Annotated in this window: 14 protein-coding genes; 7 read left to right on the top strand and 7 right to left on the bottom strand. The window is 60.6% G+C overall.

Going from position 1 to position 15,825, the window contains the following annotated elements; translation table 11 throughout:
- Window position 1: 1 nt before the first annotated feature.
- Complete coding sequence (locus tag VC352_RS01485; protein ID WP_322977807.1) at window positions 2-667, bottom strand: response regulator transcription factor; 666 nt, start codon at window positions 665-667, stop codon at window positions 2-4.
- Between the two features lie 258 nt (window positions 668-925).
- Between VC352_RS01485 and VC352_RS01480 the strand changes: the two genes are divergently transcribed.
- Both VC352_RS01480 and galU read left to right on the top strand, forming a co-directional pair.
- Complete coding sequence (locus VC352_RS01480) at window positions 926-2,287, top strand: UDP-glucose/GDP-mannose dehydrogenase family protein (RefSeq protein WP_322977806.1); 1,362 nt, start codon at window positions 926-928, stop codon at window positions 2,285-2,287.
- Window positions 2,288-2,330: 43 nt separating this feature from the next.
- Complete coding sequence (galU, locus tag VC352_RS01475) at window positions 2,331-3,170, top strand: UTP--glucose-1-phosphate uridylyltransferase GalU (protein WP_322977805.1); 840 nt, start codon at window positions 2,331-2,333, stop codon at window positions 3,168-3,170.
- A gap of 48 nt (window positions 3,171-3,218) precedes the next feature.
- Here the strand turns inward: galU and VC352_RS01470 are convergent, their stop codons facing one another.
- Window positions 3,219-3,641, bottom strand: a complete 423-nt coding sequence (locus VC352_RS01470) for a VOC family protein (RefSeq protein ID WP_322977804.1) — start codon at window positions 3,639-3,641, stop codon at window positions 3,219-3,221.
- Between the two features lie 72 nt (window positions 3,642-3,713).
- Here VC352_RS01470 and gorA point away from each other — a divergent pair, with 72 nt between their 5' ends.
- Together gorA and VC352_RS01460 are read left to right on the top strand one after the other, a co-directional pair.
- A complete protein-coding gene (gene gorA, locus VC352_RS01465) occupies window positions 3,714-5,069 on the top strand; it encodes a glutathione-disulfide reductase (protein ID WP_322977803.1) in 1,356 nt (451 codons plus the stop codon).
- 9 nt (window positions 5,070-5,078) lie between these two features.
- The gene (locus VC352_RS01460) at window positions 5,079-5,702 is read left to right on the top strand and encodes a trimeric intracellular cation channel family protein (RefSeq protein WP_322977802.1); all 624 of its coding nucleotides are present in this window, start codon (window positions 5,079-5,081) and stop codon (window positions 5,700-5,702) included.
- A 22-nt stretch (window positions 5,703-5,724) separates the two neighbouring features.
- Here VC352_RS01460 and VC352_RS01455 read toward each other — a convergent pair whose 3' ends face one another.
- On the bottom strand, window positions 5,725-6,324 hold the full coding sequence (locus VC352_RS01455; protein WP_322977801.1) for a nucleotidyltransferase family protein: 600 nt from the start codon (window positions 6,322-6,324) through the stop codon (window positions 5,725-5,727).
- Window positions 6,325-6,414: 90 nt separating this feature from the next.
- Between VC352_RS01455 and VC352_RS01450 the strand changes: the two genes are divergently transcribed.
- Window positions 6,415-7,329 (top strand): LysR family transcriptional regulator, encoded by a 915-nt coding sequence (locus VC352_RS01450; protein WP_322977800.1) that lies wholly within the window; start codon window positions 6,415-6,417, stop codon window positions 7,327-7,329.
- Between the two features lie 152 nt (window positions 7,330-7,481).
- On the opposite strand, the gene VC352_RS01445 is transcribed toward VC352_RS01450, so the two are convergent.
- The 3 genes from VC352_RS01445 to VC352_RS01435 form a co-directional block, all read right to left on the bottom strand.
- Entirely contained in the window at window positions 7,482-8,609 is a 1,128-nt protein-coding gene (locus VC352_RS01445) for an alpha/beta hydrolase (protein WP_416340046.1), read from the bottom strand.
- A gap of 139 nt (window positions 8,610-8,748) precedes the next feature.
- Window positions 8,749-9,090, bottom strand: coding sequence for a cyclophilin-like fold protein (locus VC352_RS01440; protein ID WP_043101789.1), 342 nt, complete (start codon window positions 9,088-9,090; stop codon window positions 8,749-8,751).
- A gap of 229 nt (window positions 9,091-9,319) precedes the next feature.
- Entirely contained in the window at window positions 9,320-10,531 is a 1,212-nt protein-coding gene (locus VC352_RS01435; protein WP_322978138.1) for an MFS transporter, read from the bottom strand.
- A 210-nt stretch (window positions 10,532-10,741) separates the two neighbouring features.
- On the opposite strand from VC352_RS01435, the gene VC352_RS01430 reads away from it, so the two are divergent.
- Window positions 10,742-11,638, top strand: coding sequence for a LysR family transcriptional regulator (locus tag VC352_RS01430; protein WP_322977799.1), 897 nt, complete (start codon window positions 10,742-10,744; stop codon window positions 11,636-11,638).
- Between the two features lie 358 nt (window positions 11,639-11,996).
- Here the strand turns inward: VC352_RS01430 and VC352_RS01425 are convergent, their stop codons facing one another.
- Window positions 11,997-13,556 carry an amidohydrolase family protein gene (locus VC352_RS01425; RefSeq protein WP_322977798.1) on the bottom strand — a complete coding sequence of 520 codons (1,560 nt, stop codon included), beginning with the start codon at window positions 13,554-13,556 and terminating at the stop codon, window positions 11,997-11,999.
- 255 nt (window positions 13,557-13,811) lie between these two features.
- On the opposite strand from VC352_RS01425, the gene VC352_RS01420 reads away from it, so the two are divergent.
- Window positions 13,812-15,719, top strand: a complete 1,908-nt coding sequence (locus tag VC352_RS01420; RefSeq protein ID WP_322977797.1) for a patatin-like phospholipase family protein — start codon at window positions 13,812-13,814, stop codon at window positions 15,717-15,719.
- Window positions 15,720-15,825: the final 106 nt, after the last annotated feature.

Genomic DNA, 15,825 nt, shown 5'->3' with positions numbered 1-15,825 from the left:
GTTAACCAAGGACGTAGCCTATCGCCCGGATGGTGCGGATCAATTGCCGTGCAAAGCCCTTGTCGATCTTGTTGCGCAGCTTGGACAGGTGGACGTCGATCAGGTTGGTTTGCGGATCGAAGTGATAGCCCCAGACCTTCTCCAGCAGCATGCCGCGGGTAACGGTCTGCCCCTGATGCTCAGCCAATACCTGCAGCAACTTGAATTCCTTGTCGGTGAGGTCGATCCGCTGACCGGCGCGCATGACCTCGCGCCGGGCCAGATCGATGCTCAGATCTTCGATCTGCTGTCGCTCCTCGTGAGTCGGGTGTTGCCGACGCCTGGCCAGAAGCTCCAGGCGCAGCAGCAACTCGGTGAAGTCGAAAGGCTTGCCCAGGTAGTCATCGGCGCCGGCCCGCAGTCCCTCGACGCGGTCGGATACCTGGTCGTTGGCAGAGAGGATGAGAATAGGGGGGCGTGGCTGACCATGCAGATGGGACAGCACTTCGATGCCGTCCATGCGTGGCAGCATGCGGTCGAGGATAACCACATCGAAAGCCTCGTCGCGGATCATGCGCAGCGCACCTTCCCCGTTGTCTATCAGGCGGCAGTTGTGGCCGCAGGCATGGAGCTTGCTGCCCAGCCAGTGACTGACGGAAAGGTCGTCTTCTACGACCAGTACACGCATAGTGATATCTCTATCTGGAGGTGTAATCGACGATTCTCACGAATTGCCGGGGAGGGATGGAGTTAAGAATTATTAATTATAATGAGAACTATTATCAATAGTGTGATGGCGAATAGATAGCCTCTCCTCACTGCTTCGACCAACTGCTGACACGTCAGCCGCCCAATTCCTCAGGCTCTCGTCACCGCTCCTTCATCCAACTGCCATATCCCTGCCACCGGTTTTCGTTGCAATCGCAGCAAAACCGGAGGAACTGCCATGCGAATCTGTGTGATCGGTGCGGGCTACGTGGGGCTGGTGAGTGCGGCGTGTTTTGCCGAGATGGGCAATCGGGTGGTGTGCGTGGAGCGTGACCCGTTTCGTGTCGCGCGCCTGAGCCGAGGCGAGGTGCCGATCTACGAGCCGGGGCTGGAGGCCATCCTCAGGGCGCAAACGGCCAGTGCGCAGCTCAGCTTCACCACCGAGCTGGCCGCCGGGATCGACCAGGCGGAGATCATCTTCATCGCGGTCGGCACGCCCAGTGGCGAGGATGGCTCGGCGGATCTGAGCCATGTCCTGGCAGTGGCCGACGAACTGGGCGAGCGACTCGAACACAGCTGCCTGGTGGTGGATAAATCCACCGTGCCGGTCGGCACTGGTGAGCAGGTGGCGCGGCGCATCAACACAGCGCTTGCGCGCCGCCAGCAATGCGCGCGGGTGGTGGTGGCGAGCAACCCGGAATTTCTCAAGGAAGGCTCGGCGGTGGAGGACTTCATGCGCCCTGACCGAGTGATAGTCGGCTGCGACGACGAACGCGGCCGCGAGCTGCTGCGGCGGCTCTATGCGCCATTCTTGCGTAACCACGACCGTCTGCTGTGCATGGGGGTGCGCGCTGCAGAGTTCAGCAAGTACGCCGCCAACGCCTTCCTGGCCACGAAGATTTCCTTCATCAATGAAATGGCCGGTATCTGCACGCGCCTAGGTGTCGACATCGAGGACGTGCGGCGCGGCATCGGCAGCGACAAGCGCATCGGCACCCATTTCATCTACGCTGGCTGCGGCTACGGTGGCTCCTGCTTTCCCAAGGATGTGCGCGCCCTGATCCGTACGGCCGAGCACGAAGGGATTGAACCGGGCATCCTGCGCGCGGTCGAAGCCCGCAATGCGTTACAGAAAACGCTGCTGTTCCAGGCGATCCGCGAGCATTTCAACGGGCACCTGCAGGGACGTGTCGTCGCGCTCTGGGGCTTGGCGTTCAAGCCGGGTACCGATGATCTGCGTGAAGCACCGAGCCTGGTGTTGCTCGATGCACTGCTCAACGCCGGCGCGCGAGTCCAGGCTTGCGATCCGGTGGCCAGTGCCGCAGTGGCCAAGCGCTATGCGCAAGCCGTCGCGGCCGGGCAGTTGTCCTTGAGCGAGTCGCCCTACATGGCTAGCCAGGGCGCCGATGCAGTGGTGCTGGTGACCGAGTGGAAGCAGTACCGTCAGCCGGACTTCGCCCGTATTCGTGGCGTGATGCGCATGCCGGTGCTGTTTGACGGGCGCAATATCTACGACGCTGGTCAGCTGGCGGAGCAGGGTTTTCTGTATCGTGGTATCGGTCGGCCAGCAGTCGGTAGTTGTAAGGCTAGCGCGGCTTGATAGACTGAGCGGCGCAATCCAACCATCCCCATCTGGGAGTCCCATGATCAAGAAATGCCTGTTCCCCGCTGCCGGTTACGGCACCCGCTTTTTGCCAGCGACCAAGGCAATGCCCAAGGAAATGCTGCCGGTGGTGAACAAGCCACTGATCCAGTACGGCGTTGAAGAAGCACTGGAAGCTGGCCTCGACCAGATTTCCATCGTCACCGGCCGTGGCAAGCGCGCGCTGGAAGACCATTTCGATGTGAGCTATGAGCTCGAGCACCAGATCAAGGGCACCGACAAGGAGAAGTACCTGGTCGGCATCCGTCGTCTGATCGACGAGTGCAGCTTCTCCTACACCCGCCAGGTCGAGATGAAAGGCCTGGGCCACGCCATCCTCTGCGGTCAGCCGCTGATCGGTGACGAGCCTTTTGCCGTGGTACTGGCAGACGACCTGTGCCTGAACCTCGAAGGCGATAGCGTACTGGCGCAGATGGTCAAGCTGTACAACCAGTTTCGCTGCTCCATCGTAGCGATCCAGGAAGTGCCGAAGGACGAAACCTCCAAGTACGGCGTGATCGATGGCGAGATGATTCGCGACGACATCTATCGCGTCAGCAACATGGTGGAGAAGCCCAAGCCCGAAGACGCGCCGTCCAACCTGGCGATCATCGGTCGTTACATCCTGACCCCGGACATCTTCGACCTGATCCGCAGCACGCCGCCGGGCAAGGGGGGGGAGATCCAGATCACCGACGCCCTGATGCGCCAGGCCCAGCAGGGCTGCGTGATGGCATACAAGTTCAAGGGCCAGCGTTTCGACTGTGGTAGCGCCGAGGGTTACATCGACGCGACCAACTTCTGCTTCGAGAACCTGTACAAGACCGGCAAGGCGTTCTGATACGTCGGCCAGCCAAAAAAACGCCACCTTCGGGTGGCGTTTTGCATTTCAGGGGATGGGCATCGCTTCCGAGCCTGGGCCGAGTGGCTGGCCGTAGCTGAACTCCACGTAATTGCCGGCCGGGTCGCGCAGGCCGCAGTAATAGCCGACCGGGTAGGGCTCATCGCGCGGTGGCCAGATCAGGCAGCCATCGGCCTCGGCCTGAGCTGCGATACGGTCGACGGCCTCACGGCTGCTCAAGGCGAAACCCAAGTGGCTATAGTCGTTGGCAGCCAGGTTCCTGTCTTGCCCGCCGGGCATGATGACGAAGATGAATTGATGCTCTTTGCCCGGCTCGGCCATCCAGACGATGCGGGTGCCTTTGCCGGGGCGTTCGTGAATGACCTGCATGCCGCAAAAGCGTTGGTAGAAGGCGATGCAGGCATCGAGATCGGGTACGTGCAGAGCCAGATGGGTCAGGGTAGGGCGCATGGGGTTGTCCTCCGCCTCTCAGCTTAGCGCCGGGCTTTGCGGTATGCTCCTCGTCTGCCAAGGAGATACCCAATGAGTTACGACTTCGACCTTTTCGTGATCGGCGCCGGTTCCGGCGGCGTCCGTGCGGCGCGCTTCGCCGCAGGCTATGGTGCGCGCGTGGCGGTCGCCGAAAGCCGCTACCTGGGCGGCACCTGCGTCAACGTCGGCTGCGTGCCGAAGAAGCTGCTGGTTTACGGGGCGCACTACGCCGAAGACATCGAGCAGGCCGGCGCCTACGGCTGGTCGCTGGGCGAAGCCAGCTTCGACTGGGCCACCCTGATCGCCAACAAGAACCGCGAGATCCAGCGCCTCAACGGCATCTATCGCAATCTGTTGACCAACAGCGGCGTCAGTCTATTCGAAGGCCATGCGCACATCGTCGACGCCCATACCGTCGAGGTGAACGGGCAACGGCATAGCTGCGAGCGCATTCTCATCGCCACCGGCGGCTGGCCACAGATTCCCGACATTCCGGGGCGCGAGCTGGCCATCAGTTCGAACGAGGCATTCTTCCTGCCCGCACTGCCCAAGCGCATCCTGGTCGTGGGCGGTGGCTATATCGCCGTGGAGTTCGCGTCGATTTTCAACGGCATGGGCGCTCAGACGACGCTGATGTATCGCGGCGACCTGTTCCTTCGCGGCTTCGACGGCGCGGTGCGTGAACACCTGCGCGACGAGTTGGGCAAGAAGGGCGTCTATCTGCAATTCAATGCCGACATCGCAAGCATCGAGCGCCAGGCCGACGGCAGCCTGATCACGACTCTGAAGGACGGCCGCGCACTGGAAACTGATTGCGTGTTCTATGCCACCGGGCGCCGGCCGATGCTGGACAACCTCGGTCTGGAGAACGTTGAGGTCAAGCTAGACGATCGCGGGTTCATCGAGGTGGATGACCTCTACCAGAGCAGCACGCCCTCGATTCTGGCCATCGGTGACGTGATCGGACGGATACAGCTGACGCCGGTCGCCCTGGCCGAAGGCATGGCCGTGGCGCGCCGCCTGTTCAAACCCGAGGAATATCGCCCGGTGGACTACCGCAGCATTCCGACTGCCGTGTTCAGCCTGCCCAACATCGGCACAGTGGGCCTGAGCGAAGAGCAGGCGATCGAGGCGGGGCACAAGGTGCGCATCTTCGAGAGCCGCTTCCGGCCGATGAAACTTACCCTGACCGACAACCAGGAACGCACCCTGATGAAGCTGGTGGTGGATGCCGAGACTGATCGCGTCCTCGGTTGCCACATGGTTGGCCCGGATGCTGGCGAGATCGTCCAGGGGTTGGCCATCGCCATCAAGGCCGGTGCCACCAAGCAGATCTTCGACGAAACCATCGGCGTGCACCCCAGCGCGGCCGAAGAATTCGTGACCCTGCGCACGGCGGTTCGGTGATCATTGAACATGCAGCAGCTTTTCTATTTCGCCGACCTGTTCGGCGTAGCGGTATTCGCCATCACCGGGGCGCTGATGGCCGGTCGCAAATCTATGGATCTGTTCGGCGTACTGGTCATGGCCATCGTCACCGCCTTGGGCGGCGGCACCTTGCGCGACCTGATTCTGGACAACCATCCGGTCAGCTGGATTCGTGATGACACCTACATCCTCATCGCCTCGCTGGCGGCACTGGGGACCGTGGCGTGGGTGCGCATGACGCGGCCGATCCACGAGAAGGGATTGTTGATCGCCGACGCCTTCGGCCTCGCGGTGTTCACCGTGTACGGCACCGAACTGGCGTTGCAGCACGACACGCCGACCAGCACGGCGGTGATCATGGGGGTCATGACCGGCGTGGTCGGCGGAGTGATCCGCGACGTGCTGTGCAACGAGATCCCGCTGATCTTCCAGAAGGAGATCTATGCGACTGCCTGCATCGCCGGCGCGCTGACCTTCATCGTGCTGCGCGAGCTGGGCACGCCGCACTGGCTCGACACCGCCGCCGCCATGCTGGTGGTATTGGGCGCACGCCTGGCCGCGATCCACTGGCACCTGGCGTTGCCGCGCTTCCATCTGCTGGACAAGCCCTGACGCCCAGCGGGCGCCTGATATTTCAGGCGCCCACGTTAGGCAGATCCTCGGGCTGGTCGATGTCCTGCAGCACGCCGGGATCATCCACCTGTATGCGCCTGACAGCTTCTGAGTTGTCTTGCAGGATCGTTCGGGCGCCCGCGTCACCGGATAATTGCGTCAGTTGCGGCCAGAAGTCCCGGCCGAATATCACCGGGTGCCCAGGCCGTCCCTCATGGCTCGGCAGCACGATTCGCCCGGGCGCTGCTTCGGCCAGCAGAGCCTCAAGAGTTGATGCCTGGATCGCCGGCATATCACCCAGAAAGATCGCCAGCGCATCAGCGCCCGAGCACTGCAGCAGATGGCGCGCGCCGGCGGCGATGCTGTGCCCCATGCCATGCAACGTCAGCGCATCCTGTAAAACCTGCACATCTTCCGGCAGCGCCAGATCGCCAGGTCGCTCATCGGGGCGGATCACCACCCAGACTTCGCCCAGCGCGGTGCACGGCAAGTCCAGGCTGGCAGCGAGCAGGGAGCGCTCGGGCGCCCAGCGCGCCTTGCGTTTGTCCCCACCGAAACGGCGGCTGTAGCCCGCCGCCAGCACCAGAGCGGCAACGGGGCAGGGCAGTGGGGTAGTTGTCATGAAGGCTCCGCTTGCACACACTGGGCGCCAGTATAAGGTTGCACCACCCCGCGTGCCGACGGGTGCGTGCCCCACGCCAAGGATTTCCGGATGAATCGCAACGATCTACGCCGCGTCGACCTCAACCTGCTGGTGATCTTCGAAACCCTGATGTTCGAGAAGAACCTCACGCGAGCAGCGGAAAAATTGTTCCTCGGGCAACCCGCGGTGAGCGCAGCATTGGCACGCCTGCGTGATCTGTTCGACGACCCATTGCTGGTACGTAATGGCCGCACCTTCGAACCCACGGCGCGGGCGCTGGCGATTCTCAAGGAACTGCAGCCCGCCATGGACACCATCTCCGGCGCCGTCAGCCGGGCGCGCGAATTCAACCCGGCGACCAATCGCGACACCTTCCGCATTGGCTTGTCGGACGATGCCGAGTTCGGCCTGTTTCCCGCATTGCTCAACCAGATCCGCGAGGAAGCGCCCGACGTGGTGGTGGTCGTGCGCCGGGTCAATTTCCTGCTCATGTCGCCCATGCTGGCCTCGGGCGAGATTTCCGTCGGTGTCAGCTATACCACCGAGCTGCCGGCCAACGCCAAGCGGCGCAAGTTGCGCGAGATGAAGGTCAAGGTCTTGCGCGGTGACGATCGCCCGGGCCCGCTGACCTTGGACGAATATTGCTCGCGGCCGCATGCGCTGGTGTCATTCTCGGGCGACCTGTGCGGCAACATCGACAACGACCTGGCACGTCTGGATCGCGCACGGCGTGTGGTGCTGGCCGTGCCGCAGTTCAGCGGCTTGCGCTCGATCATCGCCGGCACGGAAATGCTCGCGACCGTACCGGACTTTGCAGCCCATGCCTTGATCGAAGGCACCAGCCTGCGCGCGGACGATCCGCCATTCGAACTGCAGAACTCCGATCTGTCGATGGTGTGGAGCGGTGTGACCGACAACGACCCAGCCGAACGCTGGTTGCGCAGCAAGATCGTCAAACACATGGCAGAGGGTGGGGCCGATTGATGGCAGAGGATCCTGATAGCGCATTTGAGCGTCGTCATATATCCATAAGCTGTTCGTAAGCCTCCCGCTTGTGGCTCAACACGTTAAAGATGAATGCATTCGTTCATCGAATAATGTTCATGAACGGCTGAGTATTCATGGTTTCTGCGCTCTTATTTGCCTGCGTCTGACTTCAGGTGCTCGGTGAAGAAGGCTGTCATCTTCTCGAAGGGAATCTTGTCCATTCGGTCGTACAAGTCGACGTGGTTGGCTCCCGGAACAATCACCAGTTCCTTGGGTTCTTCTGCAGCCGCATAGGCGGTTTCGGCGAAGTAACGCGAGTGAGCGTTCTCACCGTGAACGAACAGGATGGGACGCGGCGAAATCTCTTTGATGTAGGTCAGGATCGGCATGTTCATGAACGACAGTGGCGTAGTCATCGTCCAGGCATTGCCCGAGTTGACCGCTCGCGGGTGGTAGCCGCGCGGCGTCATGTAGTAGTCGGCATAGTCGACCAGGAACTGCGGCTCGCCGCCCTTCAGCTTGTTGTAGTCCGGTTGGTAGGCGGGTTTACCGTTCTGCGCATCAGTCCAGCGCTGCCGACTCAGTTGTTCCAGGGTCTGCGCGCGCTGCTCGGCGGTCACGCTGTCGTTGTAACCCTTGGACATAACGCGGGTCATGTCGTACATGGTGCTGGCGACGACGGCCTTGACGCGTTTGTCGGCCGCTACGGCGTTCAAGGCCATACCGCCCCAGCCGCAGATGCCAATGACGCCTATGCGCTCACGATCAACGTAGGATTGCAGGCCGATGAAATCCACTGCGGCCATGAAGTCTTCGGTGTTGATATCCGGCGAAGCGACGTTGCGCGGCTCACCGCCGCTCTCCCCGGTATAGGAGCCGTCGAAAGCCAACGTGACGAAGCCGCGCTCGGCCATGGTTTGCGCATAAAGGCCCGAGGATTGCTCCTTCACCGCACCGAAGGGACCGCCGACGACGAGCGCTGCCAATCGTTGGTTGCCTCGATTCTTCGGCAGATACAGGTCGCCTGCGAGGGTGACGCCGTACCGGTTCTTGAAGGTTACCTTCTGATGATCGACCTTCTCGCTCTTGGCAAACACCTTGTCCCATTCTTGTGTCAGTTGCAGACCGTCCATCTCGACCATTGCCGAGGATGCTTGCGCCTGCGCCATCTCTCCGCCGAAGGCCGCAGCCAGGCCGACAAGGAGGGAACCATGGAAAAAGTCCCGGAGGGTTCTGCGCGGTTTGATGTTCGTCAGATTCAGGGTTGCTTCGTTCATCGTGTTTTCCTTCGCGTAGTTGATGATTGGTGCAAATGCGCAGAACCGTTCGTTATCGCCTTCGCATGTCAACGCTTGGCTGCCGGTCTGTCGCATGGGGTATTGGGGGACTAATGCAAACTGTGTCGCTGCAGGAAAGTTAGTCCCTTGAGAAGGTGATTCGCGCGGTTCCCCTGCCAAGCACCCGCGCCAAATCTGTAGGGTCGTCGATACGACCCAGGCGCGTGTACGAGTAGCTCGAATCGAATGTCAGGTAGAAGACAACCAACGTTTGTGAGCCGTAGAGCATGAGGTCGCCGTTTTGGATCGTGCCGGGCCGAATGGTGCTCGTAGGTAACGCCTTCGGCAGCTTGGCGTGCTTCTCGTTGCTGTTGAGATCGGGCATGTCGATCGTGAGCGGCAGCATGGCGGCAAAGGCACGAGCAGCTTCGGTGTCGGCCAAGGTGATGGCGAAGCGACGTTCGCCGACGGTCATCCACATACGAGATTCCTCCGATTGAGCAGTTGCCCTTGCTGCATGAGTGGAGATGGCGCTGGGAGCGGCTAACGTCTCTCCGCTCCCGCCAAGGATGAACAGGCCGGATAGCAGGCCCAGCACGCGTAGAGCACGCACGCCTCGTACGGAGCGACCTTCAATCTGTGTTCGACAGTGGCTACTACGGGAGAGAACGAGGCTCGTGGTCATAGGCCCTCCGGCCGTGGCAGTTGGCTCAGTCCGCTTGCCGCATCGGCGAGCGCGAAGTGAGAAAAGCGAGAAAGGCCGCTAACAACAGCATGGCCGCACTGGCGAAGAAGGTCGCCTGATAGCCACTGTGGTCGAACAGCAGACCGCCGAGGGTCGAACCCAGCGCGATGGAGAGTTGCACCACAGCAACGAACAGGCCGCCACCTGCTTCGGCATCCTTGGGAAACACCATGGCAATCCAGGACCACCAGCCGACAGGGGCCGAGGTACCGATCAGCCCCCACAGACCCAGCAGGGCGACAACAATGGAGATCCAGTGACCGAAGGCTGTCAGGGCCACGGCAATCAAAGCCATCAGCAATGGCATAACGATCAGCGTCTGAAAGAAGCGCCGCTGCAGCACCCGACCGATCAGCAGGGTGCCGATGAAGCCCGCCGCACCGATCACCAGTAACACGAGTGAAATGTCGGTGCCATGCACGTCGGTGACCGTCTCCAGGAACGGCCGCACATAGGTGAACAAGGAAAACTGCCCCATGAAGAACAGGCTGCTGGCCAGCATGCCGATCATGACGGTGGGGCGCTTGAGTAGGGTGAATACTTTGAACGCACTGGCCAAACCGGAACTGCGCGCGGCGGCCTGCATGGACGGTAGCGCTTTGCATTGCCAGGCCAGTGCAACCAGGGCGATTGGCACCAGGCAGAGAAAGGCACCGCGCCAACCAATAAAAGTCCCCAGCCAAGCGCCCAGCGGCGCGGCAACCACTGTGGCCAGTGCGTTGCCCCCATTGACCAGTGCCAGTGCCCGCGGCACATCACGGTTTGGTACCAGGCGTATCGCCGTGGCTGCCGACATCGACCAGAAGCCGCCTATGACCACGCCTATCAGTGCCCGGCCGAGCATGTAGGTTACGTAGTTTGGCGCCAGGGCGACGATGGCGCCGGATACACCCATGGCCGCCGTCAGTCCCAACAACAGTGTCTTGCGATTCAGGCTGCCGGCAAGCGCCGAAATGAACAGGCTGGTGAGTACGGCAAAGGCACCCGAGATAGCAATGCCCAGGCCTGCCATGCCCTCGGTAACACCCAGGTCATCAGCGATGGGTGTCAATAGGCTGACCGGCAGGAACTCCGATGCAACCAGCGCGAAGGCGCAAACCGAAATGGCCAGGACTCCACTCCAGGAGCCCGACTGCTCGGGGACTTCGTTGACGGTATCGATTGTGCTGGCTGTCATGCAAAACCCGGTTTTCTGAGATTTAACGAAGAAAAAAGCCACCGGTGCGATGAGGGTGGCGAGGGGGAGGGCGGTGGTGGCCACTCCCAAGGAGAACAAAGTTGATTATTCAGAATGAATGTTCAGGCATGCGACTAGCCGTTACTAGCTAATCAATTCTTAAAAAGGATATAAGCTCCACTAATCAATGATTCATGGGAAACTTCGGCCATGATCAAACGTAACCTCAACGACCTGCTGTCCTTCGTTACCGTCGCGCGCGAGGGCACCTTCACTCGCGCCGCCGCCCAACTGGGTGTAACGCAGTCGGCATTGAGTCAGGCAATAAGCGGCTTGGAGGCCAGGCTGCAGATCCGCTTGCTCACGCGAACGACGCGTAGCGTCTCGCCCACTGCGGCGGGAGAACGTCTGCTGAACGCCATTGGCAATCGCTTCGACGAGATCGAGGCGGAACTGGACGAGTTGTCGGCACTGCGTGATAAGCCAAGCGGCACGGTGCGCATCACCTGTGGAGATCACATCCAGCGCACAGTGCTGCTGCCCAAGCTCACGCCCTTGCTGCTGGAATATCCCGACATCAAGGTCGAGTTCGACATCAACTACGGCTTTCGCGACATCGTGGCTGATCGTTTCGATGCCGGGGTGCGCATGGGCGACACCATCGACAAGGACATGATCGCCATTCCAATCGGCCCACAGTTGCGCATGGCGGTGGTGGCATCCCCAGCGTACTTTGCGAAGCACCCAAAACCCAAGAAGCCTCGAGACCTGATCGACCACAACTGCATCAACATGCGCATGCAGTCTGGAGGAGGACTCTACGTCTGGGATTTCCAGCGCAAGGACAAGCAGTTGAACGTCCGTGTGGATGGACAGCTCATCTTGAATACTTCACCCAATATCGTGGATGCCGCGTTGGCAGGGTTGGGTGTTGCCTGGCTACCTGAAGAAGAATTCGGCTCGCACATCGAGGAAGGCAGGTTGGTACGCGTGTTGGAGGATTGGTGCCAGCCATTTCCCGGTTACTACCTGTATTACCCGAGCCGCCGACAGCCATCGCCGGCATTCAGCCTGGTCTTGGATGCGATACGTTTTAGCAGACCTTAGGGCAGCAGCTGACGTGGGTAGATTCAGTTGGATCTACAGGTTATCGAGCCACGGTTCTTTTTTATGCGTCTGTCGTGTAATACATAATTTAACATAATATACATTATGCGAAGCCATGGATTAAGACGTAGGCCCAGCTGCCGGCACCTTGCACCAAAACAAGAAACGTCGAAAGTCGTCTTGCCGCTATCGCCTGGACCGATCAGGCAGTTCAGACCTGCGACGGTTGCCAGGTGAGCGATCGTATCGACCTGAAATTCTGAATCTCTACTTTAAGAACCCGAACCACACCATCTCTCCTTCGATCCCATGCCCCACCCGCTCAGTTGATAGCCCCACGATGCACGGAACAACGGCACTAGAGTGCATTCTTCACGTAATCCGGGAGGTTGATATTGGCCTTGAGCAGGCGGTGGAAATCCGGATCGTCCACGGCGGTGATGGGCGCCATGGACAATGGCCGCAACTTCGGTGCCGCCTTTCGAATCGTCGCCTGCAGGCTCCTGAAGCCTTCTTCCTCATTGAGGTCAAAGTCAATGCTGAGCGCCTGATCCTCGATCAGGCTGAAGGCCATGGTGTCCGGCGCTGGCGACTTGGTCGCTAGCTCGGGCAGCTTGGCGAGGCCATCGGTGAGCAACGCTGTCGCAGCCGCTAGCGACAAGCCCGCCAGCGGATCGTCGCCTCGCTCAGTCAGGTCAAGGACATACTCCTTGCCACCGATGACGAGGCGCTCCTGATAGCCTGCGTCGAAGCCGAGAAAACCCATGCGCCCGTGGCGTGGCCGGCCGTCGATGACGACGGCCAGAACATCGTCCTCTCTAGCCATAACCAGTTGTTCGTACGGGGCTTGGGTGGCCCCGTCGAGGATCAGGATATCCGCCTTCCTGCCGCGCTCGAGGCTTCCGACCTGGCCGTGCCAGCCCAACATCCTGGCCGGCGTGGATGTCACCATCCGGACAAGTTCTTCATCACTGAAGAGCCCCCCCAGGTGCTCCCCAACCAATTTCGCGATCTTCAATTCGCCCAGCAGGTTCTTGCTGCCGCTAGGGGACCAGTCGGAGCCAAGGGAAATAGGCACGCCAGCGGCCTTGGCCGCCGAAACATTGGCGGTTTCACCGTACAGCAGCAGGTTGGACAATGGCGACCACACCATGCCGGCTGCAGCTTTGAGTTGCTGAAAGTCCTCTGGAAACAGCCCTGTGCAGTGAATGGCGATAAGGTCGTTGTCGATGGCCCAGGTATCGGCCATGTACTGCAGATCCAGAAACCGTTGCCTGGCGTTGGGATCGGTTCCTTCACTCAGGTGGTAGAAAAATGGTCGATCCTTCTGCAAGGCCGGGATCAATTTCTGCACTATCTCGCCGGGCTGGTAGTCCAGCGTCTGGCCACCTGCAGCGGGAAATACCGGATCTAGGGGGGCCTCGACGTTTCGGGTCAGGCCGCGATAGTACTGTTTACCTGCCGCTCCACTGGCACTGAGGCCCTGCGCGGTGGTAGTACCGCCCAACAGGGACCGGCACTCGACGAAACGGGCGATACTTCGCGCGTAGTTGAGGTCTGCATTGCCACCCAGAACCTTGGCCGGCAGCGAAATGGCGATTTCGTAGTCAGGCTCCTGGGTTCGCCACTGGTTCCGGTTTGCATAGCGTTTGGGCACCGACCACAGCGGCAGGAAGTTGTAGCTCAGATGGTTGTGCAGCTCGATGAGCCCCGGGTAAAGGGTACCCTGCGTCTGTATCGGCTGCACGCCGGCGAAGCTGGTCGGAACATGAGCTGGGTCGGATACGACAGCAGAAATCCGATCATCCTCGATGCACAGTGCTCCATGGTCATATACGGTGCCCACGTCATCCATACTGACTATCCGACCGATCAGCACCTGCTTGTTGCCACCCAGCGATTCCAGAAAATACGCCATCCCCGCCTCCGTTCATTTGGCCGAAATACTCACTGCAACACCCTTCAACCAGGCAACGCACTCACCATGCGACCTGCCGCTCTGATGATAGTCAAAGCGGCAGCAGTGAAGAGGTTTCCTCCCAGTTATCTAGCCCTCCTGCGCAAGGCAAGACGGACTGACTTGGCGCTTGAATGTCCGCGGCGAGAGAAATGGCCCATTGCTACACTTCCGCCAACGACCTCATGACGTCAGAACAACCAAGGAGCCGACACCATGGCAAGGATTACGGGCGCATTCGCATGGCGAGTGGTGGTGCTGGGGATGGCCGGGGTGCTGGCCAGTTGCGGTTCGCTTCCCGAGCAGTGGGAGGAAGGCCGCAAATACCAGGCTCCGGGGGTGACGCCATTGCGCCCGCTGGCACAGACCACAGCCTGGACGCTGGCCAAAGACTTTGCCACCGAACCTCAAGGCGGCACCCCTGTCGCTATCGGCCTGGCGCTATCCGGGGGCGGTACCCGCGCCGCCATGTTTGCGCACGGTGTGCTGCAAGGGTTGAACGATAGCGGCGTACTGGGCCACCTCGACGCGATCTCGACGGTGTCGGGTGGTAGCTATACCGCCCTGTGGTACTACACCAAACGTCTGGAAATGCAGAAGGCTGGTCTCCCCTACCAGGCCATGTTCGACGATTGCGTGCCACTCTGGTGGGAGGATCCGCCACCGCCCGGCGACAAGGACTTTGCCACCAGACACAAGATCCGCAAGGCGCTGGAGCTTGCCGGACAGGGAAATGATGGTTTCAAAAAAATGGCACCCTGCTTGAGGAGCCGGCATTTCAGGGACGGAGACCCCTATCGGTGGCAGGTACACCTGGCGCGCTGGCCCGACATCTTTCGCTATTCCGAAACCATACCCAACGGTGATGGGCAGGATGCGCCGTGGCCTGAGACCATCAAGCTCGCACTCACCAGTTTCGGCGAAATCCTCATCTCGCCTCTGGTCAATACTGGGGTAGTGCCCTCGGCCTATCAGTACGGTATCGAGCGGGCTTGGGGGCTGAACCCCAATCCTCGCTCCGGTGCCCTCCAAGACTTCAGCTACACCAACGACATCGGCGGGAAGCCCCAGACGTCGGGTTGGCACATGGACCCTGACAAGGCGACGTGGCAGCAGTTGCGCGCACTGCACGATTTGAAAGGTAACGGGAAGCTGCCGTTGTGGATCCTCAATGCCAGCAACGCTCCCCGTGGGATGGGAACCGACCAGAGCCGGATCTTCGAGATCACCGCCTTTGGGCAAGGCTCGGAGCTCACCGGATACCTGCGCAATGGTGAGGCGGTCATTCCCGACCTTGGCACTTCAGTTCGCGCATCGGCTGCCGCAGTCGATGCCCAGGGCGCAGGAGAGAAGTACGCGCAGTCGTTGTCAGCGCGCAACTTCCTGTTCCCCTTGGCCGAATGGGGCGAGACCGTCGACAACGTGTTTCAGGAGTCTCCAAAGAGCTTCCGGCTCAGTGATGGCGGCCATTCGGAGAACCTGGGCGTCTATAGCCTGATGCGTCGCGGTGCCCGCGATGTGATCGTGGTAGATGCCGCCGAGGATGTTGAAGGTCGCATGGCCGATCTGTGCACGCTGCGCAGCATGCTTCAAAAGGAGAATGTCACACTCACCTTCTCGGGCGAGCTTTCACAGTTGGACGCAGTATGCGAGGGGGCGATCGGCAGCACTACTGGCAGACCTCGGGGGTACAACACTTCTGCGTGGTTGAATCCCGTGGTGCCAGGACAAGCTATCTGGCCACCGGAGAGCGGGCTGCCGCCAACCCGTATCTGGCTCATCAAGCTGGGTTGGAACCAGCAGGCCGTCCGGCGCGCATTCAATGCAGAAGCATGCGAGACCCCCGAGCATCCGGTAAGCTGCTTAATTTCAGCGTACTACGGCCACAACACAGCAACCGTACGGCCGAAGGATAAGCTGATGTACTTCCCGCAGTTGACCACGCCAGGGGCCGGATTCAGCACTAGTACCTACTTGTTCTGGGCCTACCGCGAACTGGGCCGCACTGCCGCCTCAGCCTTGAAAGTGCAGGGCGACGGCACACTGGCGTTGCAACCGAAGGTAGCGCTCAACCCACAACCGGCACTTTGCGTCCGCCCAAAACTACGGCCTGAGCCTTGTTAGTTGGAACGAGCCCTACGTGTGCACTGCATTGGGCTCATTTGCTGGTAGCCTACTTAATGCTCAACCGTGGGGGGACGCTTACGCCCTCCTCGCTTTTTAGCAGCAA

This window comes from Pseudomonas sp. C11, assembly GCF_034683865.1.
GTDB lineage: Bacteria > Pseudomonadota > Gammaproteobacteria > Pseudomonadales > Pseudomonadaceae > Aquipseudomonas.
This window is presented reverse-complemented; position numbering and strand designations above follow the sequence as displayed.

Bases quoted from the DNA above. Each gene is read 5' to 3' on its own strand.
- VC352_RS01485 (WP_322977807.1), bottom strand. From the start codon at position 667: ATGCGTGTACTGGTCGTAGAAGACGACCTTTCCGTCAGTCACTGGCTG.
- VC352_RS01470 (WP_322977804.1), bottom strand. From the start codon at position 3,641: ATGCGCCCTACCCTGACCCATCTGGCTCTGCACGTACCCGATCTCGAT.
- VC352_RS01435 (WP_322978138.1), bottom strand. From the start codon at position 10,531: ATGACAGCCAGCACAATCGATACCGTCAACGAAGTCCCCGAGCAGTCG.
- VC352_RS01430 (WP_322977799.1), top strand. From the start codon at position 10,742: ATGATCAAACGTAACCTCAACGACCTGCTGTCCTTCGTTACCGTCGCG.
- VC352_RS01440 (WP_043101789.1), bottom strand. From the start codon at position 9,090: ATGTGGATGACCGTCGGCGAACGTCGCTTCGCCATCACCTTGGCCGAC.
- VC352_RS01460 (WP_322977802.1), top strand. From the start codon at position 5,079: ATGCAGCAGCTTTTCTATTTCGCCGACCTGTTCGGCGTAGCGGTATTC.
- gorA (WP_322977803.1), top strand. From the start codon at position 3,714: ATGAGTTACGACTTCGACCTTTTCGTGATCGGCGCCGGTTCCGGCGGC.
- VC352_RS01445 (WP_416340046.1), bottom strand. From the start codon at position 8,609: ATGAACGAAGCAACCCTGAATCTGACGAACATCAAACCGCGCAGAACC.
- galU (WP_322977805.1), top strand. From the start codon at position 2,331: ATGATCAAGAAATGCCTGTTCCCCGCTGCCGGTTACGGCACCCGCTTT.
- VC352_RS01425 (WP_322977798.1), bottom strand. From the start codon at position 13,556: ATGGCGTATTTTCTGGAATCGCTGGGTGGCAACAAGCAGGTGCTGATC.
- VC352_RS01450 (WP_322977800.1), top strand. From the start codon at position 6,415: ATGAATCGCAACGATCTACGCCGCGTCGACCTCAACCTGCTGGTGATC.
- VC352_RS01480 (WP_322977806.1), top strand. From the start codon at position 926: ATGCGAATCTGTGTGATCGGTGCGGGCTACGTGGGGCTGGTGAGTGCG.
- VC352_RS01420 (WP_322977797.1), top strand. From the start codon at position 13,812: ATGGCAAGGATTACGGGCGCATTCGCATGGCGAGTGGTGGTGCTGGGG.
- VC352_RS01455 (WP_322977801.1), bottom strand. From the start codon at position 6,324: ATGACAACTACCCCACTGCCCTGCCCCGTTGCCGCTCTGGTGCTGGCG.